This is a genomic window from Chryseobacterium taiwanense, assembly GCF_000813825.1.
Lineage (GTDB): Bacteria > Bacteroidota > Bacteroidia > Flavobacteriales > Weeksellaceae > Chryseobacterium > Chryseobacterium taiwanense.
The window spans coordinates 76,711-102,916 of record NZ_JWTA01000006.1 but is presented as its reverse complement, the minus strand read 5'-3'; the positions used below and the strand labels follow the sequence as shown (position 1 = coordinate 102,916).

General features: G+C 34.3%; 26 protein-coding genes. 18 read left to right on the top strand and 8 right to left on the bottom strand.

Annotation, left to right across the window (positions count from 1 at the left end):
- Positions 1-119: 119 nt before the first annotated feature.
- Positions 120-2,654, bottom strand: a complete 2,535-nt coding sequence (locus RM51_RS09380; protein WP_039368134.1) for a fibronectin type III domain-containing protein — start codon at positions 2,652-2,654, stop codon at positions 120-122.
- Between the two features lie 271 nt (positions 2,655-2,925).
- Here RM51_RS09380 and RM51_RS09375 point away from each other — a divergent pair, with 271 nt between their 5' ends.
- The 4 genes from RM51_RS09375 to proC all read left to right on the top strand — a co-directional run bounded on the left by RM51_RS09375 (position 2,926) and on the right by proC (position 6,530).
- On the top strand, positions 2,926-4,131 hold the full coding sequence (locus RM51_RS09375) for a pyridoxal phosphate-dependent aminotransferase (RefSeq protein WP_039368132.1): 1,206 nt from the start codon (positions 2,926-2,928) through the stop codon (positions 4,129-4,131).
- 33 nt (positions 4,132-4,164) lie between these two features.
- Positions 4,165-4,617, top strand: a complete 453-nt coding sequence (locus RM51_RS09370) for a hypothetical protein (protein WP_228375796.1) — start codon at positions 4,165-4,167, stop codon at positions 4,615-4,617.
- A gap of 4 nt (positions 4,618-4,621) precedes the next feature.
- Entirely contained in the window at positions 4,622-5,641 is a 1,020-nt protein-coding gene (gene murB / locus RM51_RS09365) for a UDP-N-acetylmuramate dehydrogenase (RefSeq protein WP_039368127.1), read from the top strand.
- A gap of 85 nt (positions 5,642-5,726) precedes the next feature.
- Positions 5,727-6,530, top strand: coding sequence for a pyrroline-5-carboxylate reductase (proC, locus tag RM51_RS09360; RefSeq protein ID WP_039368124.1), 804 nt, complete (start codon positions 5,727-5,729; stop codon positions 6,528-6,530).
- Positions 6,531-6,572: 42 nt separating this feature from the next.
- On the opposite strand, the gene RM51_RS09355 is transcribed toward proC, so the two are convergent.
- On the bottom strand, positions 6,573-6,995 hold the full coding sequence (locus RM51_RS09355) for a VanZ family protein (protein WP_039368121.1): 423 nt from the start codon (positions 6,993-6,995) through the stop codon (positions 6,573-6,575).
- 55 nt (positions 6,996-7,050) lie between these two features.
- Between RM51_RS09355 and lnt the strand changes: the two genes are divergently transcribed.
- From lnt to RM51_RS09330, 6 genes are all read left to right on the top strand, one after another.
- Positions 7,051-8,691 carry an apolipoprotein N-acyltransferase gene (gene lnt, locus RM51_RS09350; protein ID WP_039368118.1) on the top strand — a complete coding sequence of 547 codons (1,641 nt, stop codon included), beginning with the start codon at positions 7,051-7,053 and terminating at the stop codon, positions 8,689-8,691.
- Between the two features lie 122 nt (positions 8,692-8,813).
- Positions 8,814-9,056: a 50S ribosomal protein L28 gene (rpmB, locus tag RM51_RS09345; RefSeq protein WP_002976757.1), complete on the top strand. Its 243-nt coding sequence runs from the start codon at positions 8,814-8,816 to the stop codon at positions 9,054-9,056.
- A gap of 6 nt (positions 9,057-9,062) precedes the next feature.
- On the top strand, positions 9,063-9,245 hold the full coding sequence (gene rpmG, locus RM51_RS09340) for a 50S ribosomal protein L33 (RefSeq protein WP_039368104.1): 183 nt from the start codon (positions 9,063-9,065) through the stop codon (positions 9,243-9,245).
- A gap of 20 nt (positions 9,246-9,265) precedes the next feature.
- Positions 9,266-9,415, top strand: a complete 150-nt coding sequence (locus RM51_RS19290) for a DUF4295 family protein (RefSeq protein WP_065722020.1) — start codon at positions 9,266-9,268, stop codon at positions 9,413-9,415.
- Positions 9,416-9,520: 105 nt separating this feature from the next.
- The gene (gene ftsY, locus RM51_RS09335; RefSeq protein WP_039368102.1) at positions 9,521-10,474 is read left to right on the top strand and encodes a signal recognition particle-docking protein FtsY; all 954 of its coding nucleotides are present in this window, start codon (positions 9,521-9,523) and stop codon (positions 10,472-10,474) included.
- Positions 10,475-10,544: 70 nt separating this feature from the next.
- Positions 10,545-10,808, top strand: coding sequence for a GlsB/YeaQ/YmgE family stress response membrane protein (locus RM51_RS09330; RefSeq protein ID WP_039368100.1), 264 nt, complete (start codon positions 10,545-10,547; stop codon positions 10,806-10,808).
- Between the two features lie 72 nt (positions 10,809-10,880).
- Here the strand turns inward: RM51_RS09330 and sppA are convergent, their stop codons facing one another.
- The gene (gene sppA, locus RM51_RS09325) at positions 10,881-12,635 is read right to left on the bottom strand and encodes a signal peptide peptidase SppA (protein WP_039368096.1); all 1,755 of its coding nucleotides are present in this window, start codon (positions 12,633-12,635) and stop codon (positions 10,881-10,883) included.
- A 20-nt stretch (positions 12,636-12,655) separates the two neighbouring features.
- On the opposite strand from sppA, the gene folK reads away from it, so the two are divergent.
- The 5 genes from folK (at position 12,656) to fmt (ending at position 18,742) form a co-directional block, all read left to right on the top strand.
- Entirely contained in the window at positions 12,656-13,072 is a 417-nt protein-coding gene (gene folK, locus RM51_RS09320; RefSeq protein ID WP_039368094.1) for a 2-amino-4-hydroxy-6-hydroxymethyldihydropteridine diphosphokinase, read from the top strand.
- A 17-nt stretch (positions 13,073-13,089) separates the two neighbouring features.
- On the top strand, positions 13,090-14,187 hold the full coding sequence (locus RM51_RS09315; RefSeq protein ID WP_039368090.1) for a flagellar motor protein MotB: 1,098 nt from the start codon (positions 13,090-13,092) through the stop codon (positions 14,185-14,187).
- Positions 14,188-14,224: 37 nt separating this feature from the next.
- Positions 14,225-15,673, top strand: coding sequence for an OmpA family protein (locus tag RM51_RS09310; protein WP_039368087.1), 1,449 nt, complete (start codon positions 14,225-14,227; stop codon positions 15,671-15,673).
- 84 nt (positions 15,674-15,757) lie between these two features.
- Positions 15,758-17,659, top strand: a complete 1,902-nt coding sequence (locus tag RM51_RS09305) for a RecQ family ATP-dependent DNA helicase (RefSeq protein WP_039368084.1) — start codon at positions 15,758-15,760, stop codon at positions 17,657-17,659.
- Positions 17,660-17,794: 135 nt separating this feature from the next.
- The gene (fmt, locus tag RM51_RS09300) at positions 17,795-18,742 is read left to right on the top strand and encodes a methionyl-tRNA formyltransferase (protein ID WP_039368081.1); all 948 of its coding nucleotides are present in this window, start codon (positions 17,795-17,797) and stop codon (positions 18,740-18,742) included.
- Positions 18,743-18,764: 22 nt separating this feature from the next.
- On the opposite strand, the gene ribB is transcribed toward fmt, so the two are convergent.
- Positions 18,765-19,886, bottom strand: coding sequence for a 3,4-dihydroxy-2-butanone-4-phosphate synthase (gene ribB / locus RM51_RS09295; RefSeq protein ID WP_039368078.1), 1,122 nt, complete (start codon positions 19,884-19,886; stop codon positions 18,765-18,767).
- A gap of 58 nt (positions 19,887-19,944) precedes the next feature.
- Positions 19,945-20,949, bottom strand: a complete 1,005-nt coding sequence (locus RM51_RS09290; protein ID WP_039368073.1) for an LLM class flavin-dependent oxidoreductase — start codon at positions 20,947-20,949, stop codon at positions 19,945-19,947.
- Between the two features lie 237 nt (positions 20,950-21,186).
- Between RM51_RS09290 and RM51_RS09285 the strand changes: the two genes are divergently transcribed.
- Entirely contained in the window at positions 21,187-21,615 is a 429-nt protein-coding gene (locus RM51_RS09285) for a hypothetical protein (RefSeq protein WP_039368070.1), read from the top strand.
- A 179-nt stretch (positions 21,616-21,794) separates the two neighbouring features.
- Here the strand turns inward: RM51_RS09285 and RM51_RS09280 are convergent, their stop codons facing one another.
- Complete coding sequence (locus tag RM51_RS09280) at positions 21,795-22,163, bottom strand: hypothetical protein (protein WP_039368067.1); 369 nt, start codon at positions 22,161-22,163, stop codon at positions 21,795-21,797.
- Positions 22,164-22,331: 168 nt separating this feature from the next.
- Here RM51_RS09280 and RM51_RS09275 point away from each other — a divergent pair, with 168 nt between their 5' ends.
- On the top strand, positions 22,332-22,775 hold the full coding sequence (locus RM51_RS09275) for a hypothetical protein (protein WP_039368064.1): 444 nt from the start codon (positions 22,332-22,334) through the stop codon (positions 22,773-22,775).
- Positions 22,776-22,816: 41 nt separating this feature from the next.
- Here RM51_RS09275 and RM51_RS09270 read toward each other — a convergent pair whose 3' ends face one another.
- Complete coding sequence (locus RM51_RS09270) at positions 22,817-24,943, bottom strand: helix-turn-helix domain-containing protein (RefSeq protein ID WP_039368061.1); 2,127 nt, start codon at positions 24,941-24,943, stop codon at positions 22,817-22,819.
- A gap of 63 nt (positions 24,944-25,006) precedes the next feature.
- Here RM51_RS09270 and RM51_RS09265 point away from each other — a divergent pair, with 63 nt between their 5' ends.
- Entirely contained in the window at positions 25,007-25,447 is a 441-nt protein-coding gene (locus RM51_RS09265; protein ID WP_039368058.1) for a hypothetical protein, read from the top strand.
- An 86-nt stretch (positions 25,448-25,533) separates the two neighbouring features.
- Here RM51_RS09265 and RM51_RS09260 read toward each other — a convergent pair whose 3' ends face one another.
- Positions 25,534-26,070: a gamma carbonic anhydrase family protein gene (locus RM51_RS09260; protein WP_039368056.1), complete on the bottom strand. Its 537-nt coding sequence runs from the start codon at positions 26,068-26,070 to the stop codon at positions 25,534-25,536.
- Between the last annotated feature and the right edge of the window lie 136 nt (positions 26,071-26,206).

The window sequence follows — 26,206 nt, the reverse complement described above, 5'->3', positions numbered from 1 at the left end:
GTATTATAATTTTTAACGATCTAAAATTAGCAATTTTTATATTAAAGAATTCCATTCCTTCAAAAACAAAAAGCGACTTTACCACGAGTAAAGCCGCTTTCATAATCAAAAGACAATATTTATTTCTTTATCGCTTTGATTGTCTGTTTTGAACCATCGTTCATATTCAGAACAACCAAATACACTCCTTGTTTCAAGTCTCCTAAGTGAAGAGTAGAAGAAGGACTTTCAATATTTTTAATTAATCTTCCTGCAATATCTACAATAGAAACAGATTTTACATTTTTGATATCAGAAATATTTAAGACATCTGTAAATGGATTTGGATATGCACTAATCTCATTTTTCTTAACCGATGTTTCTGAAGTTGCCAATCCATTAAGTTCATAACTTATATCATCAAGAAGTACGCTATAAGCAGGAGCCCCAGTATGTTTTAACACCAGTTTAGTAACTCCAGCAGGTATTCCTGTAATATTTAACGAATAATTATCAACAGTTGTCGTACTAGATGCTGTGTATGAACCAATAGATACAAAAGTAGAAGTATCTGTTGGGTTTGTTAAATAACCTATCTGCACAACTCCACCGGCAGACGAATTACCCCTTCCTTTAAACTTAAGAACATAGCTACCTGATTGCAATGTTGAAAGTTCCGGCGTTGAAACCATACCCGTAGAAGTTCCGGACGTATAAATATACATTGCATTTGGAGCAGACATAGCTGTAGATGCATATACTCTAGCGTAACTAGCGGTTGAACCGATACTCGCCCAACAAGAAGGTAATGAATCCACAGCCGTAGTATCAAAGTTTTGAGTAAATGTTGCTACTGACACACAAGCTGTAACAAATGTCGTTTGTAAGGACCAAATACTTTTATCCGTACCACTACATACAGAACGCACCCATACGTAATAAGTAGTAGCAGGAGATAACCCGCTTATTGGAGTAGATGTTGTTGGAGATGGCGTTGAATTAGTAGAATTTAAAACAGTAGTAGATGTCGGCGCTACATTTGAAGTACTGTAATACACTTCATATCCATTTGCTGGCACTGTTGCAGGAGCAGTCCAACCTACAGTAGCTCCTGAAGATGTAATAGCCGAAGCAGATACTCCTGTTGGCTCTAGACAAGAAGGGATTTCCTGAACCGTAATATCATCAAGATAGATGGAACGATACGTTCCTCCTAAACCATGTTTAAATGCTAATTGTGTATCAATACCTGAAGGAATATTAACAGTATATTGAGTCTGAGTGGCAGTCAATGTAATAGCAGAACCAATTGGCGTAAAAGTAGTAGGATCCGCAGCATTTGATAAAGTCCCTACCAATAATGAATAGCCCGCCGAACTGCCTCTTGCATAGAATCTAACTCGTTTCGTACCACTTGAAAGGTTTGTAGTTGGAGGTGAAACCAACATTTGACTACCTGTATTATCAGATGAGTTATACAGATAATAAGAATTAGGAGAAGAATTAGGAGAAGTTGTTGTTACATATCCATAACCAGCAGATGAAGCAGTTTCTAAATACGACCAACAGCTTGGTACCGTAAGATTCGATGCTGTACCTGTACTCGTAGTATCAAAATTCTCCGTATATGGAACAGTAAAAATAGAACAAGCTGTTTTAAATGTTCCTCCAAAAGACCATGCACTTTGACTTGTTCCTGTACTACAATTTGTTCTTACCCAATAATAGTAAACAGTATTCGAATTCAATCCCGGAATAGTCTTGGTTGTTCCTGTTTCACCAGGGAAATTAGGAGTTGCAGCACTTGTAGGAATTGTATTAGATGTACTATAGTAAATATCATAGCTGGCTACAGTTGATCCTGTAGGAGCAGTCCATGAGATTGCTGCTGAATTAGCCGTAATTGTTCCAACTGGCTGCAAAGTAGGAGGAGTACAAGTTGAATACGCATCCGCTGAGAAAGCAAAAATATTTGGTAATCCAGAACCTGCCGTTTTTGCCACAGTAACACTTTGGATAAGTTTTGTTTGATTAGCAGCACTTATAACAAATTCATTCTGATATAGTCTTGGGTTAGTTCCTCCTTCAGGTGATGGAACATCATCACCGGTAGCAGGTGTTGCTCCTGGTTTTTTAATTCTACCAAATCCCTGAAGCGCAATATTAGTACCGGTATACCAGTCAGCAATACTAATACCAGTAAACTGCTGGTTTGTACCATCTGAAAAGTTTACTGTAACAGAAACCGTCGAACTTCCACTTCCACTTGTAGAAAGCATATACAATTTAGTAGCTGCTTTTGGTGTTGTAAACGTTAAAATTCCTGAATCATTAACTGCAGCTAGCCTCAAGGAATTGTTTGCACTTAAACTTGCTAATTGATAGCTCAATCCCGGAGTTGTTGTTACGATGGAATTAATAATCCCATCAACAGGAAGGCCATATGTAATAGGTGCACTTGTTGCTGTTAGCAAGAAATCCTTAGCTACAAAAGCATAAGAAACTCCATCTACATCGTTATTTGTAGTAACTGACGACGAGCCTGTTCCATTTGCAATTACATCCGCTGTAAGACCTGATTGAATAGGCATTTGCTGATAGTTTTGTGCTAAAGCAAAAGAACTCGCAAATAGTCCTAATGCACCAAGCACAAGAGCTGGTTGATTTTTTCTCATAAAAATTTTTTATTAGTCTGGCGTAAAACTATGAATTTAATCCAAAACCGCAATAGATAATTTGATTATTTTTCAATATTTATACAAAAACTAAATAAATTAAACAAAAAACAAACGTTTAATTAAAAGAAAAATACACTAAAAAAAACAAAACAACGAATATATCACAATTATTATTTAACACATAGCATATTAGATTTAGTCTCTCTTATTCAATTCTTAGATAAAATATTTTGCTATTTTTGTGCAACCAATTTTTAGATAAAAAATAATGCCTAATATTTCAAACAGAGCACAACAGATGCCACCTTCACCGGTAAGAAAACTGGTTCCTTTTGCCTTAAAAGCTAAACAGAAAGGAACAAAAGTATACCACCTTAATATCGGACAACCAGATATTGAAACTCCTGAAACCGCACTGAATGCTTTAAAAAACATTGATTTAAAAGTATTAGAATATGCGCTTTCCGAAGGTAATTTAGAATACAGAAAAGCTCTTACAGAGTATTATCATTCTTTAGACTTTACAGATCTTACGCCTGATAATTTTATTGTAACCAACGGAGGTTCGGAAGCTTTAAACTTTGCCATCTCAACATTATGTGATGACGGAGATGAAGTAATCATCCCAGAACCTTATTACGCTAATTATAACGGATTCACAAGCACTTTCAATGTGCATGTAGTAGCAGTTCCTTCAACAATTGATACCGGTTTTGCACTTCCTCCAATTGAAGAGTTTGAAAAGAAAATTACAGAAAAAACAAGAGCTATTGTTATCTGTAATCCAGGAAATCCTACAGGGTATCTTTACACTCGTGAAGAATTACAAAAATTGGCAGAAATTGCTTTAAAATATGATATCGTTGTTATTTCAGATGAAGTATACAGAGAATACGTATATGATGGAAAACAACAGATTTCAATGCTTGCTTTCCCTGAATTAAGCGAAAACTGTATCATCATCGATTCAGAATCTAAGCGTTATTCGATGTGTGGAGTAAGAATCGGATGTATGATCACCCGTTCTAAAAAAATCCATGATGCAGCAATGCTTTTTGCACAGGCAAGATTGAGCCCAGTTCTTTTAGGACAAATTGCAGCTACAGCAGCACATCAAAATGACGGAGCTTACATCAGAGCTGTAAGAGAAGAATATACTCACAGAAGAAATATTTTGGTAGATCAACTGAATGCGATTCCAGGAGTGATCTGTCCGAAACCAAAAGGAGCTTTCTATTGTGTAGCAGAACTTCCTGTGGACGATAGCGAAAAGTTTGCACAATGGTTATTGGAAAACTACTCAAACAATAACGAAACGATTATGGTTGCTCCTGCAGGAGGTTTCTATAGCAATCCTGAATTAGGTAAAAAACAGGTAAGAATTGCCTATGTCCTTAAAGAAGAGGATTTAAAAAGAAGTGCAGAAATTCTAAAAGATGCTTTACAGCAATACAGATTAGAATTCAACCTTTAATACCATACAATGTCAGCAATAAAATTTTTATGTTTGAAAATATTCTTTTCAACAATTTTATTGCTGACTTTTTTTTCTTGTACTCAGGAAGTTAAAAAAAACACTCCTAAGAACAATGAAATCACGTTTATCAGCTACTCTAATGTCAGTGGAAATCTGGGAAATTACAATATCATAAAAATCACCAAAGACTCCATTACATCCGAACAGGGAAATACAACCCGACAAACTCATAAACAATGGGCTTCCAAAATACAACCCCAAATATGGAAAAAGCTCATCTCTTCTTTTGATCTCAAAACGTTAAATCATATCAAAAGCTCCGAAAGCGTACAAGCTAAAGGAGGAATTGATGAAGTATTCCAGATCAAAACATCAAGGAAATCTCATGTTTATGTCAATTCTTATAATGACAGTCTTCATTACAAGCAATTTGCACGATTCAAATCACAATTAGAAAAAATACTTCCAACAGAACATCCATAAACTCATGCAAGAAAATTTTTCATTAAAAGCTTATAACACTTTCGGAGTAGAAGCTAAAGCGAAATATTTCGTTGAAGTCACCACAATAGAAGAATTAAAAGAAGCAATCAAATTCTCAAATTCTCAATCACCAAAACTTCCGGTTTTATTTTTGGGAGGGGGAAGTAATATTCTATTTACTAAAGATTTTGACGGACTTACCATTAAATTGAGTTTAAAAGGTATTTCTGAAGAGATCATGAATGAAAACGAAGTACAGGTAACCGCTAAAGCAGGTGAGAACTGGCATAATTTCGTTATGTTTTGTTTAGATAAAAACTATGGTGGGCTGGAAAATCTTTCTTTAATCCCCGGAAATGTAGGCACCTCTCCTATGCAAAATATCGGAGCTTATGGAACTGAAATAAAAGATGTTTTCGTAAGCTGCCAAGTACTGGATTTAGAAAATTTTGAGCTCAAAGAATTCGATCTTGCGGAATGCAGATTCGGATATCGTGATTCAATTTTCAAGCAGGAAGGCAAAGGAAAATATGTAATCCTTGAAGTTACATTTAAGCTTACAACAAAAAATCACCATATTAAAACAGAATATGGAGCGATCAAATCTGAATTGGACATTTTAGGAATTCAAGAACCTACTATTCAGGATATTTCTAAAGCCGTTGTCAACATCAGACAAAGCAAACTTCCGGATCCAAAAGAGATCGGAAATGCAGGAAGTTTTTTTAAAAACCCTACGATTCCTTTAGCACAATTTGAAGAATTAAAGACAAAATTTGAAAACATCCAAGGATATCCCAATGGAGATGTTGTAAAAGTTCCTGCAGGCTGGCTAATCGAACAATCCGGCTGGAAAGGGAAACAAATTGGAAATGTAGCTTCACACAAACTTCAGGCTTTAGTCATCATCAATACAACAGGAAATGCAACAGGAAAGGAAATTTTTGACTTTTCTACAGAAATTATTAATTCCGTAAAATATAAATACGGAATTGAGCTGGAAAGAGAGGTGAATATTATATGATAAAAATTGTTCAGAGCTCGAGTTGATTTTAAGAACCCTTTAATTCCCGAAAGAATTCATAAATTTATCCTATTCAATTAAATTTATGAAAATAGCTATTCTTGGAGCCGGAAACATGGGATTATCCTTCTCAAAATCATTTTTGAAATACGAATTGATCAAACCTGAAAATTTATATTTAATCACAAGAAATCAATCCAAGTTTTCAAAAATATCAGAAGACTTTCCCAAGTCGAAAATTTTAGCTTTTGATGAAGTTAAAGAATTAGACGTGGAATTAATAATCATCGCCGTAAAACCTCAGGATTTTCAGCAGGTGACCGAAAATTTCAAGTTTCAGCTAAAAGATAATCAGATGGTCTTATCTATTATGGCTGGAATTAAAATAGAAAAAATTCAGAAATTATTAAATCATAAGCTAGTTGTCAGAGCAATGCCAAACTCTCCTACTCTTTTAGGAATGGGAATCACCGGATATACAGCAGCAGAAGGAATTTCTTTCAGCCAATTAATCAATATCGAAAGACTGCTGAACTCCACCGGAAGATCGGTTTATTTGGAAGATGAAGAGCTATTAGATGGCGTCACGGCTCTTTCAGGAAGCGGACCAGCTTATTTCTATTACATCGTTGATGCCATGATAAAAGCCGGAGTTGAAATGGGAATCGAAGAAAATCTTTCTAAACTTTTCGTAAAACAGACCATGTTGGGCGCTTATCACCTGATGAATAATTCTGAAAAAAGCCTCGAAGAACTCATCAAAGATGTTGCCTCAAAAGGCGGAACCACCGAAGCAGCTTTACAAACTTTCAACGAAGATAACTGCAAAGAAATCCTGAAAAAAGGAATCTTAAATGCAGAAAAACGAGCTAAGGAATTGAACGGATAGTTTATAAAATATACTGAACTGATTAAAGTCTATTTTAACAATTCATGCAACCCAATTCTTGAATTTCTTTTCTACAATTCCTCTTATCAAAAAGCCTAAAAACACGCCAAACGTATTCAAAATAATATCATCCACTTCAAAAATCCCCATTCTTGTAAAATACTGAATGGCTTCAACAATGGTAATTGCTGAAATAAAAGTAAAAAGCAAGCTTTTTAATTCTTTAAGCTCAGGAAAAATCCAGCCCAAAAATCCGAAAGGAATAAACATCACTACATTTCCTACAACGATGACTACAATATCTTTCCAGGAGATACAGCCTTTAATAAAGTTTATAGTAGAAAATATCGGCTCTATAGTCAATAAATTATCCTCCATCTGCGTTCTTCCCATCCCAAAAAACATCAGATAGAGTAAAAATAAAGTATAAGGAACAATAATAATTTTATAAAATTTCTTTAACATCGATTACAAATTTATTCATTTCAAAAACATTAAATTTGTGTGTTAAATTAATTTAATGAAATACGTTTTACTTACGCTTATCTCAGCAATGTTGCTGTCGATTTCATGGCCTACTTACGGAGTACCGTTTTTTATATTTACAGCTCTGGTTCCGCTTTTAATGATGGAACATGGCATTTCTAAATTTTCCAACTACAAAAGAAAAGGATGGGTTATTTTCGGACTCTCCTACTTATGTTTTATCATCTGGAATATTGTGACGACAGGCTGGTTGTACGGATCAAAAAATCCGGACGGAAGCCATTCTTTAATGGCTGTTTTATTTCCTGTCTTAATCAATTCTTTGCTATATTCATTAGTATTTCAATGCTATCACTGGTACAAAAACGCGCAGGGAACTTATTGGGGATTGGCATTTTTTGTTGCGATCTGGATGAGTTTTGAAAAATTCCATTTAAACTGGGAATTAACATGGCCATGGCTGAATTTAGGAAATTCATTTTCAGAATATCCAAAATTAGTTCAATGGTACGATACATTGGGGGCAACAGGCGGAAGTTTCTGGATCTTATTAATTAATGTGTTATTATTTTACACTATAAGAACTTGGGAAGCGGGCAGAAAGAGAAAAGATTTGATCACGAATTCATCAATTGTAGTAGGACTTATCGCAATTCCAATGATGATCTCTTTGATTAAATACAATAATTTTGACGAGAAACCTGTTGGAACCGTCAATGTTTTGATGCTTCAACCCGATCTTGATCCTTATGATGAAAAATATTCGATCGATAGTTTAACGATCGAAAATGATCTTTTAAGTCTTGCGGAAAGAAACTCAAAAGAAAAAATTGATTATTACATCGCTCCGGAAACAGCACTTCCCGGAAGAGGATCAATTTCTGAAACAGCTTTTGAAAAAAGTTTGATTCTCTACAATGTAAAAGAATTTCTCTCAAAACATCCCGGCTCTGTTTTTGCAACAGGAATTTCTTCACATAAATTATTCACAAGCAATAATAACCTACCAAAAGACGCTTATCAACTCAATACAGACCTTTGGGTTGAAAGATACAATACAGCCGTTCAGATCGTCCCTAATCAGCAAGTAGAAGTTTATCACAAGGGGAAATTGGTTCCCGGTGTGGAAATCTTCCCTTATATGAACTATTTAAAGCCTATTTTAGGGGATGCCATGATTAATCTCGGAGGAACTGTTGCTTCATTGGGAACAGACAAAGAGAGGGTTGCCTTTTCAAATCCTTACAACAAAGGAAAGATCGCTCCCATTATTTGCTACGAAAGTATTTATGGAGAATTTGTGACAGAATATGTAAAAAAAGGAGCCAACTTTTTAGGAATCATGACCAACGATTCCTGGTGGGGCGTTTCCGAAGGTCATAGACAGCTTCTTTCTTATGCAAAACTAAGAGCTATAGAAACCCGAAGAGAAATTGCACGTGCAGCGAATAGTGGTATTTCTGCTCATATCAATGCCAAAGGAGAAATCGTAGAAGACACTTTCTATGGAGATAAAACCACCTTATTCTCAAAAATCAATCTGTATGAAAAACAAACATTCTATGTAAAAGCAGGAGACCTCCTTACCCGATTCTCTATCTTTGCATTAGGATTTTTATTATTTTATTTTATCATAAAATGGTTTCAGAAAAAGACCTCTAAACAAAAGGCTTAAGAGTCTTATTTCTTAAAAATTATTATAACTAATTGAAAAATAAATTTTAAAACATTTGTCTATCTAAAAAATTCTTCGTTATTTTGCAACCTCAAATATTATACAAATAAGAACATCGAGATATGTCAAGAATTTGCCAAATAACAGGAAAGCGTGCAATGGTTGGTAACAACGTTTCTCACGCTAATAACAAAACGAAGCGTCGTTTTGAAATTAACTTATTGGAGAAGAAGTTTTACCTTCCGGAGCAAGATAAGCACGTAACACTGAAAGTATCAGCTCATGGATTGAGAGTGATTAACAAGATTGGAATCGAGGAAGCTATTGAAAGAGCTACTAGAAACGGATTGATTAAAAAGAATTAATAAATCATGGCAAAAAAAGGAAATAGAGTTCAAGTAATTCTTGAATGCACAGAGCATAAAGAAAGCGGAGTAGCAGGAATGTCTAGATACATCACTACTAAAAACAAAAAGAACACTACAGAGAGATTGGAGCTTAAGAAGTACAATCCTGTTCTTAAAAAAGTAACCGTACACAAAGAAATCAAGTAATTTATAAAATATAATTTACCATGGCAAAGAAGGTAGTAGCAACCCTACAAACTGGGTCTAAAAAAATGACTAAAGTTGTGAAAATGGTGAAGTCATCTAAATCAGGTGCTTACGTTTTCGAAGAAAAAGTAATGAATGCAGACGAAGTAGACGGTTATTTGAAAAAATAATCTACGCTTTATTTACAATATAAAAAACTACTCAGCTTTTGGGTAGTTTTTTTGTTATCTTTGCCCTAACAATAGATAACACAACATCTTATATTATAAAATTCTATGAGTTGGTTCAAAAATATTTTTAAAAAAGAAGAGAAAGAAACTTTAGATAAAGGATTGGAAAAATCCAACCAGGGATTCTTTGAAAAAATGACGAAAGCCGTAGTCGGCAAAAGCAAAGTAGACGATGAAGTTCTGGATAATCTGGAAGAAGTACTTATTGCTTCCGATGTGGGTGCCTCTACAACCATCAAAATCATAGAAAGAATTGAAGAACGTGTTGCCCGAGACAAATACGTTAGCGTAAATGAATTAGACAAAATTCTTCGTGAAGAAATTTCAGGACTTTTGCTTGAAAACCCTCATGCAGGAACAGGAAATATCGACACCTCTAAAAAACCATACGTAATTATGGTTGTAGGAGTCAATGGAGTTGGAAAAACAACCACGATCGGTAAATTAGCCCACCAATTTACCACTGAAGGAAAAAAAGTAGTTTTAGGAGCCGCAGACACCTTTAGAGCTGCTGCTGTAGATCAATTGGTAATCTGGAGTGAAAGAGTCGGAGTCCCTATCGTAAAACAGGAAATGGGGTCTGATCCAGCTTCCGTAGCTTTTGATACCGTACAAAGTGCCGTTGCTCAAAATGCAGACGTTGTTATTATTGATACAGCAGGAAGACTTCATAATAAGATCAATTTGATGAACGAGCTTTCTAAAATCAAAAGAGTAATGCAAAAGGTTATTCCTGATGCTCCTCATGAGATCTTATTAGTTCTGGACGGTTCTACAGGTCAGAATGCATTTGAACAGGCAAAACAGTTTACTGCCGCAACAGAAGTAAACGCTCTAGCTGTAACAAAACTAGACGGAACCGCAAAAGGAGGTGTCGTTATTGGCATTTCCGATCAGTTCCAAATTCCGGTAAAATATATTGGTGTAGGCGAGAAAATGCAAGACCTTCAATTATTCAATGGTACGGAATTTGTTGATTCGTTCTTCAAGAAAAGATGATTTTTATCATGTTTTCCCTAAATTAGCAATATCAATTTCATAAATATTAACAATTTAAAAATTTGCAACTATGGGAATTTTAACATGGATTTTATTCGGACTTATTGCAGGAGCAATCGCAAAAATGATCATGCCCGGAACTCAGGGAGGCGGATGGCTGATTACAATTATTCTGGGAATCGTAGGGGCTTTCGTAGGAGGAGCTATTGGAGTTTACATTCTACACTGGGGTGATGTCACTTCATTCTGGAATCCAAGAAGCTGGATTTTAGCCATCGGAGGCGCACTGATTGTCCTCTGGATTTACGGAATGACCACCAAGAAAAGCAGCTAAAAATATTTTAAATAAAAAAATAAAACGGCGGATTTGAAAATTCAAATCCGCCGTTTCTGTACAATATATAATTTAGTTGATTTTTATCTGATAAGGCATTTCCATCTTCACTTCAGATTTCAATTTTTCATTGGTAACCTGTTCCAGAATTTCATAGTTTGCCTTTCCTATTTTACTTTTAATAATTCTTGCCGAAATATCATCTTCATTCAAATCATCAAAAATTTGTTCAAAAGCGGTCTTTTTCTTCGGATAAGAGGTTACGCCATAAGATTTCAATCCGGCTTTTTGTGCAGCGAATTTTACAGCATCACTTAAGGTTCCCAAATCATCTACCAAACCAATCTGCTTAGCACGAACTCCGCTCCAAACTCTACCACCTCCTACATTGTCAATCTGCTCAAATGTTTGTTTTCTGTTTTGAGTTACAAAGTGAACGAATCTTTTATAAGTTCCTTCCACACTTCTTGTAACTTGTGCAACTCCGTAAGGGGTAAGTCCGTTCAATGCTGAATAATATGCAGAATTAGCATTCGTAGCCACAATATCTGAACGTATCCCGTTTTTATTAGCAATCTCTTTATAATAAGGCATTACTCCAAAAACTCCGATAGAACCTGTAAGCGTATTCGGTTCAGAATAAATCTTATCCGCAGCCATGGCAATATAATATCCTCCTGAAGCGGCATAATCTCCAAACGACACCACTACTGGTTTCACTTTTTTAAGCTGTTGAAGCTCATATAAAATTTCATCTGATGCATTAGCGCTTCCTCCCGGAGAATTGATTCTAAAAACAACCGCTTTTACTTTATCGTCATTTTTAAGCTCCTGAATATATTTCACATATTTTTCAGAATAAATATCTCCATATTTATCTCCGTTATTAATAGAACCTGACGCATACAACACCGCTACTCCATCTCCTGATTTATCTTTATCACTAAGTGAATTGATATAATTGGTAATAGATACTTTATTCAGTTTATCATCTTTAGAAGTTCCGATTTTAGATTTAATAAAATCATCATATTCTGACTTCTGAACCAATTTATCTACCAATTTATATTTTAAGCTTTGTTCAGGAATCATTCCGTAAAGACTGTCTACAGCAGTTTTGAACTGACCTGCATCTATTTTTCTCGAAACTGATATTTTCGCAGCCGTATTTCCCCAAATATCATTAAGCAAAGTACTTAACTGCTCTCTGTTTTCATCAGAGATATCATTTCTTATAAAAGGCTCTACAGCAGATTTAAATTTACCATGTCTGATTACTTCAATCCCGATACCGTATTTGTCAGCAAATTCTTTGAAGAATGTAACTTCTGTTGAAAGTCCTTTCAAATCAATCATTCCTGAAGGATTTAAAAAATACTGATCAGCTACAGATCCTAAATAATAAGTAGACTGAGAAACTCCGTTTCCATAAGCATACACAAACTTTCCACTTTTCTTAAAATCTTCTAAAGCAGCTCTGATATCATCCAATTGAGTAATCCCTGCATTTAAATCATCCGTTTCAATACTGATCCCTTTAATATTCTCGTCTGTTTTAGCATTTTTAATAGCCTCTAAAACATCATACAATAATATACTCTTGTTCTTATCATTAACACTAAATATACTAGCCTGCTCTTCCGTAGGACTATCTATAATATCTGTCTTTAAATTAATTGTTAAAACTGAATTCTTTTTTACTACAACAGACTTCTCTCCACTCATTGCACTGAAGAAAATAACCACTATAAAAAAGAAAAAAAACACGGCAGATAGTATCACAAATGCAACTATATTTGCCAATACATTTTTAAAGAAACTCTTCATAAAATTTATTTTTGAACTATATGTCGCAACATAATGTCGTTTTGTTACTCGGAAGTAATCTTGGTGATACAAAAAAAAACATCGAGACTGCCATTCATAGACTCAGTCAGGAGGTAGGAAATATAACAAACTTAAGCGAATTTTTAATAACTGAACCCGTAGAATTTGTTAGTTCTAATATTTTTTGTAATATTGCATTAGTAATATGCACACATTTTTCACCAATTCAGTTACTTAAACATATCAAAAGGATTGAAATTGAGATGGGAAGAACAAATGATTCTAGCACTCTTGGAGTATATACAGACAGAGTAATAGATATTGATATAGTGAAGTTTGACAATTTGAAATTTGTGTCAGAAAAGCTAGAAATCCCTCATCAGAAGCATCTTTTTGAAAGGGAATTCTCTAAGATAATTTTAAAAGACTTTATCTAAAACATAAAACATATTGTATGAAATTAGGTTTATTATTATTGGCTGCATTGCCTATTGCAACATATGCACAGGACAGTATTGCTGTTAGTTCCTACGATGAATACCCTAATACGTTCTCTTCTGGTTCTGCCAATGTACAGCCTTTCAACAACAAAGCAAGAAAATTCAACGACTGGTCTATATCAGTTGGTGGAGGTACTGCATTGATGACATTTGCAGATTTAAAATCTGTTTATGACAAGAAAGTAAACTGGGGATGGAATGCCTACGCCAGTGTAGATAAGCAAATTACTCATGTATTTGGGTTAAGTTTGCAATATCAAATGGGAAAAACTAAGCAACAAGCTGAATTGCCAAACAACCCGGCAGCAGGAGTTGCCAACGCATGGACAAAATATCAACAAATATCTTTATTAGGAGATATTAATTTTTCTAATCTTTTCAGAAGAGTTGATAATATGTCCCCTTACCGTTGGGCTTTACACGGCTACATAGGAGGAGGTGTTCAATCTTACAAAACAGAATTAATTGACTTAGACGGTTCTAGATGGAGCGATGTTCCACCTAAAAGAATCCCTATTTCAGTTGATCAGAAATTAGGAATTGAATCTTTCTTTATGCAAGCTGGAGTAGGTCTTAAATACAACGCATCCAAACTTATTGACATTGAAGCTAGAGTAATGTATGTTAACAGCTTTGATGAAGAATTTGATGGAGGTGGCGTAAGCAGAGGAAATGAAACAGCACCAAACAGAGTTGATTACAACCTGATCAATGATTCATATTCTGATGCGATGATGACCTTTAACTTGGGATTATCATTTAAATTGGGTAAACACACTACTCATTTAGCTTGGCATGACCCATTACAAGAAACGTATTCTAGAATTCATACTTTAGAAAATACAAACGTAGATTTTGTTGTTTGTGAAAAAGGTGACCAAGACAATGACGGAGTTTGCGATGATTGGGACAGACAACTTGACACTCCTGCAGGCGCAAGAGTTGACGGAGCTGGAGTTGCACTTGACATGGATCTTGACGGTGTAATTGATCTTTACGATAAATGTGTAACTGTACCGGGACCAGTTGAAAATGCTGGTTGTCCTAAATAAATAAATCATTTAATTAACTAAATAATAAAAATACACTATGAAAATAAGTTTAGCAATTGTAGCACTAGCGTTGGCGGTTCCAGCCGTAAGCTTTGCACAAGATTCAACAGCAGTTGAAAAATATCCTAATACTTTTTCATCAGGCTCAGCTAATGTATCCCGATTCACTCAAGAATCTAAAAGATTCAATGATTGGTCTATTTCAGCAGGAGCCGGTGTACCATTGGTTCAATCAGCAGATTTAACTTCAATCAAAAATGGTAATGGTAAAAATCTTTTCGGGTATTCTGCATACGTAAGTATTGATAAAGCTATTACTCACGCTTTTGGTTTAAAACTACAATACGACAGAGGTGAAACCAGACAAGGATGGTTTAACACAAAAAATGCTGCTCCTGCAAATGCTTCCCTTTATCAGCAAGTAGGTGCAAGAACTCAATATGACGCGATCTCTTTAATTGGAGACCTTAATATTTCAAATTTATTTAGAAGAGTTGATAACAAGTCTCCGTACAGATGGGCATTACATGGTTATGCTGGTATTGGTACATTAGCTTACAGAGCTTATCAGAAAGATGAGATGGGGCAAAGGCTAATGACAGAAATAAAACCTTTTAAATTAAATGCACTGTTCGGACAAGCTGGAGCTGGTCTTAAATACAAAGTAAACCGTAGACTTGATATCGAAGGTAGACTAGTATACGTAATCACTGGTGACGATGAGTTTGACGGAGGTGGAGCACAATACAGTGATATCAACAGAAGAGAAGATCAGATTTCTGACAACTTCTTCAATGCAACTTTAGGGGTAACTTTAAAATTGGGTAAACACGAATCTCACTTAATGTGGCATGATCCACTTCAGGAAATATATTACAAACTAGATGTTTTAGCTAACAAAAACCAAGATATTGAAGTTTGTAAAAAAGGTGATTTAGATAACGACGGTGTTTGTGACGATTGGGACAGACAACTTGATACTCCTGCCGGGGCAAGAGTTGACGGAGCCGGAGTTGCTCTTGATACTGACTTAGATGGTGTAATTGACCTTTACGATAAGTGTGTAACTGTTCCTGGACCTGTTGAAAACGCTGGTTGTCCAACTGGACCTGTAACAACTGGACCTGTAACAGATGATACAAGAACTCTTGAAGGAATCGAATTTGATCTAAACTCAGATAGAATCTTACCATCTAACACTCCTATTCTTAACAACGCTGTAAATTATATCAACTCATCAAGTGGTACATATACAGTAGTAGGAGCAACAGATACAAGAGGAACTGATGCTTATAACCAAAAATTATCTGAAAGAAGAGCAAATAACGTAAAAGACTACTTAATTAAAAATGGAGTTGAGTCTGGTAAGTTAAACTCTATCGGAAAAGGTAAAAAAGATCTTAAGTATCCTGAATGTGAACCTGCTACAAAATGCCCTGAATGGAAAAACAGAGCAAACAGAAGGGTTTACTTTGAAGCTAAATAATAAACTTTATTATTATTATAAATTATTTAAAAGTCACGCAATGCGTGACTTTTTTTATGTCAATACTTTCCTTACTTTTACCCTATGATTTCTCCACAAGACCTTCAAAAATTAAAATTCGAGACTCTAAAGTATTTTTGGAGCTATGATACTTTCAGGGATTCTCAAGAAGAAATTATAGATTCTATCCTACATTCAAAAGATACACTCGCCTTACTACCTACAGGAGCGGGAAAATCATTATGCTATCAATTACCGGCACTTCTTCGGGAAGGAGTATGCTTGGTTATTTCACCGCTACTTGCCCTTATGAAAGATCAGGTAAATCAACTGAAAAATCGCCAGATTGAAGCAGAATATCTATCTTCCGAATTGGATGAATTTGATGCAGAAGTTATTTACAATAGATGTAAAGACGGGCTTACAAAATTATTATATGTATCTCCGGAAAGATTGACAAATACTCAGTTTTTACAAAATATTGAAGAAATTCAGCTCTCATTTATTGCTGTGGACGAAGCACACTGTATTTCGGAATGGGGACAGGATTTCAGACCGAGTTACCAGAATATCAAAGAATTTAGAAAAAACAATCCTGAAATTGCCTGCTTGGCTTTAACTGCAACCGCCACTCCAAAAGTTTTAGATGAAATTAAAACAAAACTTGAATTAAAAAATCCAAACGTATTTCAAAAAAGCTTCAAAAGGGATAATATTAAAATATTTTCAGAAGAAGTATCTGATAAATACCAAAGAGTTTTTGACATTTTAAAATATGCTACAAAGTCAGGAATTGTGTATGTAAGAACAAGAAAAGATGCAGAACAGCTTACCGAATTTCTTCATAAAAATCAATTGAAGAATGTTGATTTCTTTCATGCAGGATTAATGACAAAAGAAAAAAATACCCGACAAAATATTTGGAACAAAAGTGACCAGCATGTTTTAATATCGACCAATGCTTTCGGGATGGGAATCGATAAAGATAATGTCCGTTTTGTAATTCACTTCTCTCCTTCTCCTTCTATTGAAAATTATTATCAGGAAATTGGAAGAACCGGAAGAGATGGCAAAAAAAGTTTTGCCTTCTTGCTTTGGGATAAACAGGAGCTTTCAAATTTTGACCAGATTCTAAAAAACCAAATCCCGAATAAAGCAGAGTTCTTAAAAATTATAACTTACCTCTACTCTATTTTTCAGGTTGCTGAATATGAACTTCCAGAGAAGGTTTTTCAACTCAATATAGCCGGAATCCAGAATTTCACGAAGCTATCTAAGGCAAAAATCAATAATGTATTAGGATTTCTGCACAATCAGGAAATTATTTATTTTAACAGTAATAAAAGTCTTTCTTCTCTTCAATTGCTGATGAAAGCTGATGAAATTGATCAGTTGCCTCAAAAAGATGCTTATTTTATCGAACTCTTATTAAGAACCATTTCCGGAATTGCCACTCACAAAGTGATGTTCAGCGAACAACAAGTGGGCAATAAAATTGATGTAAGTGTACATTTAATAAAAGAGAGATTAAAAGAATTACAACAAAAAAATTACGTTGAATATATTGACGGAGCTCTTTCTAGTGTTAAGTTTTTAAAACCAAGAGACGAAAGGGTGATCAACAGCTCTTACTGGAAACTTTTTGAACATATTCAAAAAAACAAAATTCAGAAGTGGGAGGAAATGAAGTTTTATCTTGAAGATAGTCAATACTGCAAAATGAAGCTTATCCTTTCTTATTTTGGAGAAAAAGATGTTAAGAATTGCGGCAATTGTTCTGTGTGCGAAAAAAAGAAACGTTCAGTTTTTGGACAAAATATTTCGTTGGAAATTATTAATATTTTAGCTAAAAAACCGGCAACAATAGAAGAATTGTCGATACAATTGACTTATCATCCGAAAGATAATATTCTGGAAAATCTTATTTATCTTTTAGATTCAGGAAAGGTAAAAATGCTGAATTTTAGGACATACGCTTTGTCATAATTAATAAGCAATGGGTAATATTTGATATATCCTTAATTTTTTGAATCAACAAAGTTCCTCATTCAGAACGACATTTAGTTTTTGATTTTATTCAACAAACTTTATTCATAGATAAACAAAGTTTATCTTTGCACCATGAAATCATTGAAAGTAGTTTTTTTAGGGACTCCTGAGTTTGCGAAGACTTCACTGGAAGCCATTCATCAATCCCATCACGAAGTTGTAGGCGTTGTTACCGTTGCTGATAAAGCAAGCGGACGCGGACAAAAAATCAATCAATCTCCTGTAAAAGTTTATGCTGTAGAAAATAATCTTCCTGTTTTTCAACCTGAAAAATTGAGAAATCCGGAATTTCTGGAAGAACTGAGAAAACTTGATGCCGATGTTTTTGTAGTAGTCGCTTTCAGAATGATGCCTAAAATATTATTTGAAATGCCTAAAATGGGAACTTTCAATCTGCATGCTTCCCTACTTCCTGATTACAGAGGTGCAGCACCGATTAATTATGCGGTTATTAACGGTGAAGAAAAATCCGGGGCAACTACATTTTTTATCAATGAAAAAATTGACGAAGGAAATATTTTACTCCAAGAAGAGTTAACTATTTTACCTGATGAAAATGCAGGAAGTCTTCATGACCGATTAATGGAAATGGGTTCAAAATTAGTGGTAAAAACATTGGATGGATTGGCAGAAAACTCAATTATAGAAAAACCTCAACCGAATGTTGAGCATCCAAAAAATGCTTACAAAATCTTTAAAGAAGATACAAAAATCGACTGGACGAAGACCTCAAAAGAAGTTCATCAGTTTGTTTTAGGAATGTCTCCTTATCCATCAGCTTTCACTATATTGAAAATCGGAGAGGAAGAAAAAGGATTAAAGATATTCGGAGGAAAATTTGAACTTTCAAATCACGATAAAACGGTGGGAAGTTTAGATATTTCGAAAAACGAATTTAAAATCTATACGAAAGATGGCATATATTTCCCTTTAGAATTGCAACTGGAAGGAAAGAAAAGAATGAATATCAAAGATTTTCTGAACGGTTTCAGAAACTTCGACGAAATAAAAATGGCTTGATTTTATCAAGCCATTTTCTTTTTTATAATTGAACCAACTCCGTTACCTCAACATCATATCCTCCAACCTGAGGTTTGATATTAGGATTTTGAGTGATTACTTTAAACTTATTAATTCCAAGATTTTTCAAAATCTGAGTTCCGATTCCGTAATCTCTGTAATTGTACGCTAATGTAGGATGCTGTTCCTGACCGTCCTGATAATTTAAGAACTGCTGTAGCTTTCTTAATGTATTTTCAGAATTGGAAACGTTATTGATGAAAATGATAGCTCCTTTTCCTGCTTCATTTACCATATTGGTTACTTTCTCCAATAAAGGTTTTTCACCGTTATTCAATCTTGTCAGCACATCAAAATAAGAATCAGAAGACTGAACTCTCACCAAAACAGGCTCATCAACAGTCCACGCTCCTTTTGTCAAAGCAAAATGGATCTGATCATTAGAAGTTTCTCTGAAAGCAAAGAAATCAAATTCTCCGTAAGCTGTTTTCACTTTTCTTTCTTCTAATCTTTCGATCAGGTTTCCTTTTTTAAGCTGATAGTGAATCAAATCTTCAATAGAAACGATTTTCATATCGTGCTTCTGAGCAAAAACGTGTAGATCTGGTAAACGAGACATTGATCCATCTTCATTCATAATCTCACAAATTACACCACCCTCTTTCAATCCAGCCAAATGCGTAAGGTCGATTGCAGCTTCAGTATGTCCTGCTCTTTTTAGAACTCCACCTTTTCTTGCACGAAGCGGGAAAATGTGACCAGGTCTCATGAAATCTGTAGGTTTAGATTTTTCATCCATCAAAGCTAAAATTGTTTTCGCTCTGTCTCCCGCAGAAATCCCTGTAGAAGTTCCGTTTCCAAGAAGGTCAACCGATACCGTGAAAGCAGTTTCTTTCGGGTCGCTGCTTCTGCTTACCATCACTTCCAATCCTAGTTCATCACATCTTTTTTCAGGAAGCGGCATACAAATTAATCCTCTTCCGTGAAGCGCCATGAAATTGATGATTTCCGGTGTTGTTAGTTCAGCTGCACAAAGAAAATCACCTTCGTTTTCTCTGTCTTCATCATCTACTACTATGATTATTTTACCATTTTTAAGGTCTTCAATAGCCTCTGGAATAGTATTTAATTTAATATCAGACATTTTTACTTTTTAAATTTATGCAAAGATACTCATAAAAAAAGGCATCTTCCAATTAATCTTATGCTTTGAATATTGAGTTTTTGGCATTTCTGAAAATATGATAAGACTCCAATCTTTTCTGATGATCGTATATATGGGAGTTGATCATTAATTCATCCACATTGAATTTTTCCTGAAAACTTTTCAGCTTTTCTTCAATTTCTTTTTGATCTCCGATTAAAGTATATTTTAATTTCTGTAGCACCATTGTTTTTTCCATAGATGACCATATTTCATCCATATCATCAACAGGTGGAGCGAAAGGTTTTCTGTCGTTTCTGATAATATTAATAAAAGCCTGAAACAAAGTCGTTGAAATTTTATGTGCTTCCTCAGAAGTTTCTGCAGCAACACCATTTACACAAGCGATGATATAAGGTTTATCTAAATATTTTGAAGGTTCAAAATGCTCTTTATAAATATTGAAAGCCATTTCCATTTGTTCAGGAGCAAAATGTCCGGCAAATGCATACGGAAGTCCTAATTCTGCCGCCAAGAAAGCACTATCTGTACTTGATCCTAAAATATACAAGGGAATATCCAGTCCTTCTCCCGGAATCGCACGAACCAATGCATCGCGATTTTCTTTAGAGAAATATTTTTGTAGTTCCAGAATCTGTCTTGGAAACTGCTGATTGATAATTGCAGGATTTCTTCCCAACGCCTGAGCCGTCAATCCATCTGTTCCGGGAGCTCTTCCTAATCCAAGATCAATTCTTCCGGGAAAAAGAGATTCCAGTGTTCCGAATTGTTCGGCAATCACTAATGAACTGTGATTCGGAAGCATAATTCCACCCGAACCCACTCTTATTTTTTTTGTTCCGTTGGCAATAAAACCAATCAGAACCGATGTTGCAGAACTGGCAATGCTTTCCATATTGTGATGTTCTGCAAGCCAGAATCTTTTATAATCTAAATTTTCAGTATAATTTGCTAAAGACAAACTGTCCTGAAAAGTATCGTGAATACTTTTCTCCTGCTTTACGGGAGCAAGATCAAGCACCGATATTTCAAAATTTTTCATATTGAGATATTTATTTTTTTAAAGGAAATAGAGAATTTCCTTCGTCGATTTCATATTTTAAATTTCAGGTGTAAAAACCAAGCAAATGTAAGACTAATAAATTGCATTAGTTACTTTTTGTAATCGATAGAATGGATTGGGTAGTTCAGGAAAAAACTATTGGAAACTTTTAAATTTTATCAATATTTTTTATAATCGAATAAAACTTATATTTGAAAAATAATACAATCTCAATTGATGGAAGTAAAAGTAGAATTTGAAAGAAAAATATTGAATGTAGACAATTATCCTTTCGAATTATTAATTAATACAGATTTAATTAATGATCCAACTAAAATTAATTTTAATTGGTGCTGGTATGTTGAATTACAGAAATTTGATGATGATGAAAATGATCATCTAAATTTACAACGTTTAATGGTCGAAATTATTCAAAAAATAATAAAAATTACTGACATCAAAATTACGGGAATCACCCTTTATAAAAATTTATATGAAATCATTTTCTATGCAAAGGAGGAAGACACTCAGAAAATTGGAGGGGAATTTGCCGAAATGCCCTATGAATTGGAAGACCGAGAAAATAGATTTATTAAATATCATGCAAAAAGAGATAACGATTGGAATAATGTGAAGCTTTATTTTGATGCCTTCACTAAAAATTGATTTACCTTTTCAGAACTTCAAAAAACAATACAATCAAAAAGCAACCTATATATCTAAAACCTTCGTATAGAATAGCAAATAAAAATTCATTAATATTTAAATAAAAAGGATTCAGTTAAAATTGAATCCTTTTTTTATTGCTCTTTTTCCTTCAAATAAGTAAAATATAATTAAAGTTTTTATTTTTCAACCAGCCTATTAAAAACCTGCTTCTCTTTCCCTTCTTTTTTATTTTGAATGACTAAAACCTCTGAAGTCAGTTCCTGAATTTCAAATTCTTTTTCTTTTCCCATTAAAGCCATTTTCAAAATTCCTTTTGATCTTTTTAAAGAATACGGTCCCGTCATTCCGCCAATCATGGCGTCAGTTTTCCCATTTCTCATTTCAAGACCGGCCATACTGTCTTTTTTAAAGGTGAAAACTCCCGTAGAAGTCGTATTGGCAATTGATTTTTGTGACCAAGAGCCAATTAATAAATTGTAATTAAACTCTGCTTTTTTATCAGCATTCAGAAAGAATAAGAATAATGTTATAAAAAGATATTTCATGATATTAATATTTAGTATAAAAATATAAAAAAATATTTTAAATATTGATTATCAAAACAATAACATATAATTATTTTAATTTAATTCAAAACATTCAGAGGAACTCATCAAAAATCCGCTTCCTTTCGGCTTAAAATTATTAATATTGTTCTACTAATTTTCAAAACCATGAAATCAAAAATAGCTTACTTACTGATCACATCATTTCTTCTAATAAGCTGCAACTTCAATCAATTTTATAAAGATCGAGAATCGGATAAAGCTGACGGCGAAAAAATTCCTCAAAAATTTTACTGGGAACTTCAATACGGAACTAATCAGGAGAATATTTACAAGTTATTTGGCGAAAAATTTTTCGAGGTAACAGATAAAGAAAAACTTGAAGAATTACTAAGTGTGGTGACTAAAATCGGACCTGTTGAAGAATATAATCTTTCAAAATGGGAAACGTTGGTTGTAAAAGGAACCAATCCGAAAAGTGAATATCTGTTCACTTATGATGTAAAAAGAGGGAGTGAAACAACACATGAAACTTTTACTTTAGAAAAGGATAAAGAAGGCAATATTAAAATTGTTGGATACCACATCAATCAGGATTTATTGAAAAAATAAACATAAAAAAAGGTTTTAGTAATTCTAAAACCTTTTTTATTTTATTGTCCTTTCTCCTTTAAATAAGTAAAGTGATTAATTAAAATTCGGATTTCATTAAATTCAAAATCATTGGGCAACGCATTCTTCCATTCGGTCAACGTTTCTTTTGGACTTTCATAGAAAACATTTTCAAACGCTTTGATTTTGTCTGAAGTGATGACTCTTGAAATATCCAGCAAACCCTGTTCTGCAAATTTCGCCAGATGACCGATGACCGTTTCTTTCACCAATCCTCTTTCCAACGCAACTTCTGCAATGGTTTTTCCCTGTTCAAATAATTGGAAGGTAAGAACCTGAGACGGAACTTTAGCAATTTTCATGCTGATTTCCTTATCATTTTTCTCATCCAGCAATTTCGTATCAAGTAAATGAATTTCTTTTAAACTGTTCAGATATTCTTCCACATCTTCCAGCCAACTTTTAAATTCTTCATTATACTGTTTCAATCCTTTTACGCCTTTTATTTCAGCATAGAATTCTTTCAGAGGATTAAAAACTTTATCTCTGATCTCCGTAAAGAAGAAATTAACTGCGCCTTTGGTTTTATTTTCAATTTCAGACCATTCCTCTTTCTGTTCAATAAAATTATTGACCTTTTGAGAAATGACTCTTTCCAATTTTTCAAAAATCTTTCCAAGATTGACGATCTCATGTTTCAGCTGAAGATATAATTGATTCGCCTTTACTTTGTCAATACTTTTGGTAGTGATTGATAATTTATTCCATTCTTCAACTTCATTCAGCAACCATTGAGAATCTACCGTACGAAGAACTTTTCTGATACTGTAGTCATATTTTTCCTGATTTAAAATGGCTTCAACATTATCATTCGCACGAGTGTCCCCTTGAAATTTCAGGATTCGGTTATCTTTAAAAATAACTTCAGGCGTAATTTTCGATTTTAAAATAATTCCTTCCAGTGTTCGGCAACGGGACAATGCTACATACACTTGTCCTGCCGTAAAACTTTTTCCTGCATCAATAATTACTTTATCAAACGTCAATCCCTGACTTTTATGAATCGTAACTGCCCAAGCCAATTTTATAGGAAACTGTTCAAAACTTCCCAACACTTCTTCTTTGATATTTTTATCAGTATCCAGGAAATATTTTTTCTGCTCCCAAACTTCACGTTTTACTACGATTTCCCTTTCACTGCCTTCCAGAACGACTTTAATTTCGTTTTCATCCACCGCAGAAATTTCTCCCAACTTTCCATTGAAATATTTTTTCTCTCCGGAAATGTCATTACGGATAAACATAACCTGCGCTCCGATTTTCAGTTCTAAGAACTGCTCATTCGGAAACTGATTTTCCTTAAACTCTCCAAAGAGCTTAGCTTCATACGTTGTAGCATCAACTTTTATCTCAGCTAATTTTTCCTGATTGATTTCATCTGCCATTTTATTGTGTGAACACAGGTAAACGTAAGATTCTTTTCCCATGTCAAAATCAGGATCATATCTTTCATTCAAATAGTCAAAATCAATATTGGCGACGTCACCATCACGAATTGCATTTAAGATCTCCAAAAATGTTTCATCAGACTGACGGTACACTTTCGTTAGTTCAATCGTAATTAACGGAATATCTTTAATAGCCAAGCTGTCGAAAAAAAACGGAGAATTATAACACATTTTCAAAACATGCTCATCTCTCACTACCGGTGGAAGCTGGTATAAATCCCCAATAAACAACATCTGAACACCACCAAAACGCTGATTGTTTCTTCGGATAAATCGTAAAGAAAAATCCATCATATCGAGAACATCCGAACGAAGCATCGAAACCTCATCAATAATAAGAACTTCAACTTCTCGTAAGAGTTTAAGTTTATCTTTTCGATATTTAAAATGCGGCATCAGATCGGCAATATTATTTGCCAAACTGCTATCTATTCTCTCTGTGGTTGGTAAAAAAGTTCTCAGTGGCAACCCAAACATCGAATGAATGGTAACTCCACCTGCATTGATGGCTGCAATTCCCGTAGGAGCAACTACAATGTGCTTTTTACGTGTACGTTTTACAAAATCATTAAGAAAAGTTGTCTTTCCTGTCCCTGCTTTCCCTGTTAAAAATACACTTCTGTTCGTATGTTCTATTAAGTCAAAAAAATGATTGTTCATCGTCGTCAAAATTACGGAAAATGTCGTTAAGGCATAAACTTTGATTCTAGTTAAAAAAAAATTATGAGAAATCTATTTTTAAAAATACCTACTACTCTATTTTGTTTATCCCTTTTTGCGGTATCCTGTAAAACGGTAAACAAGGATGATTCCACTTTGCCAAAAGACATCTCTGAAAGACCTGCCGATGAGAATAGTCAAAAATACGATCAGGCACGTATTGATAAAATAAAATCGGCTATTGAAGAAGATATTGCAAAAGAAGAATGCACCAATGCAGCAGACTGGGCGTTTTCTCCTCTCGGTTCAAAAGCTTGTGGTGGACCGGTTTCTTATATCGCCTATCCAAAAAAAATAGAAAGTACCCTAATCCCTAAAATTGAACTTTACAAAAATGTAATGTCCGAGTACAATAAAAAATACAATATCACATCTGATTGTATGATGGCGGCTGAACCTACCGGAGTGAAATGTGAAAACGGAAAAGCTGTTTTAGTGTATTAAAAAATATTTCTTAAAAATAAAAAGCTCTCCCATTTAATCTGGGAGAGCTTTATTATTAATCTTCTTGAAGTCAGTTGATAAAAAAACTATCCTTCAACGTGTTTTACATTTTCTTTATACCAGGAAGAATATTTCACATAATTATCAGCAATTCTGTTCACTTCTCCTTCTAGCAACTGAGCATTGATATCCTTAATTTTTCTTGCAGGAACACCACCCCAAACTTCTCCGGATTTAATATGAGTTCCCTGCGTCACTACAGAACCTGCACCTACGATAGAATTTTCCTCCACCAGACAATCATCCATTACAATAGAGCCCATTCCTATTAAAACATTATCGTGAATGGTACATCCATGAACAATTGCATTGTGACCAATCGACACATTGTTTCCTATATTCAAAGGATGTTTTTGGTACGTACAATGAAGCATCGCATTATCCTGAACATTCACCTTATTCCCCATTTTGATGTAATGAACATCTCCTCGAATCACTGCATTATACCAAATACTGCAATCTTTTCCCATGGTAACATCTCCAATAATCGTAGCTGTTTCTGCTAAGAATGTATTTTCTCCAATCTGTGGTGCCTTGCCTAAAAGTTCTTTTATAAGTGCCATATTTTTAATTTGAAAATTTGATAATGAGCTGATTGGGAAATTAAATTTTATATCTCACAATTTTAAAATGATACCGATAGCGAAAATCTAACTTCCAGCTTCTAACTTCTAATTTCTAATTCCGTATTTTTGTATC

Excerpts from the sequence above, each read along its gene's own strand:
- RM51_RS09380 (WP_039368134.1), bottom strand. The coding sequence starts at position 2,654 with ATGAGAAAAAATCAACCAGCTCTTGTGCTTGGTGCATTAGGACTATTT.
- RM51_RS09375 (WP_039368132.1), top strand. The coding sequence starts at position 2,926 with ATGCCTAATATTTCAAACAGAGCACAACAGATGCCACCTTCACCGGTA.
- murB (WP_039368127.1), top strand. The coding sequence starts at position 4,622 with ATGCAAGAAAATTTTTCATTAAAAGCTTATAACACTTTCGGAGTAGAA.
- proC (WP_039368124.1), top strand. The coding sequence starts at position 5,727 with ATGAAAATAGCTATTCTTGGAGCCGGAAACATGGGATTATCCTTCTCA.
- RM51_RS09355 (WP_039368121.1), bottom strand. The coding sequence starts at position 6,995 with ATGTTAAAGAAATTTTATAAAATTATTATTGTTCCTTATACTTTATTT.
- lnt (WP_039368118.1), top strand. The coding sequence starts at position 7,051 with ATGAAATACGTTTTACTTACGCTTATCTCAGCAATGTTGCTGTCGATT.
- rpmB (WP_002976757.1), top strand. The coding sequence starts at position 8,814 with ATGTCAAGAATTTGCCAAATAACAGGAAAGCGTGCAATGGTTGGTAAC.
- rpmG (WP_039368104.1), top strand. The coding sequence starts at position 9,063 with ATGGCAAAAAAAGGAAATAGAGTTCAAGTAATTCTTGAATGCACAGAG.
- RM51_RS19290 (WP_065722020.1), top strand. The coding sequence starts at position 9,266 with ATGGCAAAGAAGGTAGTAGCAACCCTACAAACTGGGTCTAAAAAAATG.
- ftsY (WP_039368102.1), top strand. The coding sequence starts at position 9,521 with ATGAGTTGGTTCAAAAATATTTTTAAAAAAGAAGAGAAAGAAACTTTA.
- RM51_RS09330 (WP_039368100.1), top strand. The coding sequence starts at position 10,545 with ATGGGAATTTTAACATGGATTTTATTCGGACTTATTGCAGGAGCAATC.
- sppA (WP_039368096.1), bottom strand. The coding sequence starts at position 12,635 with ATGAAGAGTTTCTTTAAAAATGTATTGGCAAATATAGTTGCATTTGTG.
- folK (WP_039368094.1), top strand. The coding sequence starts at position 12,656 with ATGTCGCAACATAATGTCGTTTTGTTACTCGGAAGTAATCTTGGTGAT.
- RM51_RS09315 (WP_039368090.1), top strand. The coding sequence starts at position 13,090 with ATGAAATTAGGTTTATTATTATTGGCTGCATTGCCTATTGCAACATAT.
- RM51_RS09310 (WP_039368087.1), top strand. The coding sequence starts at position 14,225 with ATGAAAATAAGTTTAGCAATTGTAGCACTAGCGTTGGCGGTTCCAGCC.
- RM51_RS09305 (WP_039368084.1), top strand. The coding sequence starts at position 15,758 with ATGATTTCTCCACAAGACCTTCAAAAATTAAAATTCGAGACTCTAAAG.
- fmt (WP_039368081.1), top strand. The coding sequence starts at position 17,795 with ATGAAATCATTGAAAGTAGTTTTTTTAGGGACTCCTGAGTTTGCGAAG.
- ribB (WP_039368078.1), bottom strand. The coding sequence starts at position 19,886 with ATGTCTGATATTAAATTAAATACTATTCCAGAGGCTATTGAAGACCTT.
- RM51_RS09290 (WP_039368073.1), bottom strand. The coding sequence starts at position 20,949 with ATGAAAAATTTTGAAATATCGGTGCTTGATCTTGCTCCCGTAAAGCAG.
- RM51_RS09285 (WP_039368070.1), top strand. The coding sequence starts at position 21,187 with ATGGAAGTAAAAGTAGAATTTGAAAGAAAAATATTGAATGTAGACAAT.
- RM51_RS09280 (WP_039368067.1), bottom strand. The coding sequence starts at position 22,163 with ATGAAATATCTTTTTATAACATTATTCTTATTCTTTCTGAATGCTGAT.
- RM51_RS09275 (WP_039368064.1), top strand. The coding sequence starts at position 22,332 with ATGAAATCAAAAATAGCTTACTTACTGATCACATCATTTCTTCTAATA.
- RM51_RS09270 (WP_039368061.1), bottom strand. The coding sequence starts at position 24,943 with ATGAACAATCATTTTTTTGACTTAATAGAACATACGAACAGAAGTGTA.
- RM51_RS09265 (WP_039368058.1), top strand. The coding sequence starts at position 25,007 with ATGAGAAATCTATTTTTAAAAATACCTACTACTCTATTTTGTTTATCC.
- RM51_RS09260 (WP_039368056.1), bottom strand. The coding sequence starts at position 26,070 with ATGGCACTTATAAAAGAACTTTTAGGCAAGGCACCACAGATTGGAGAA.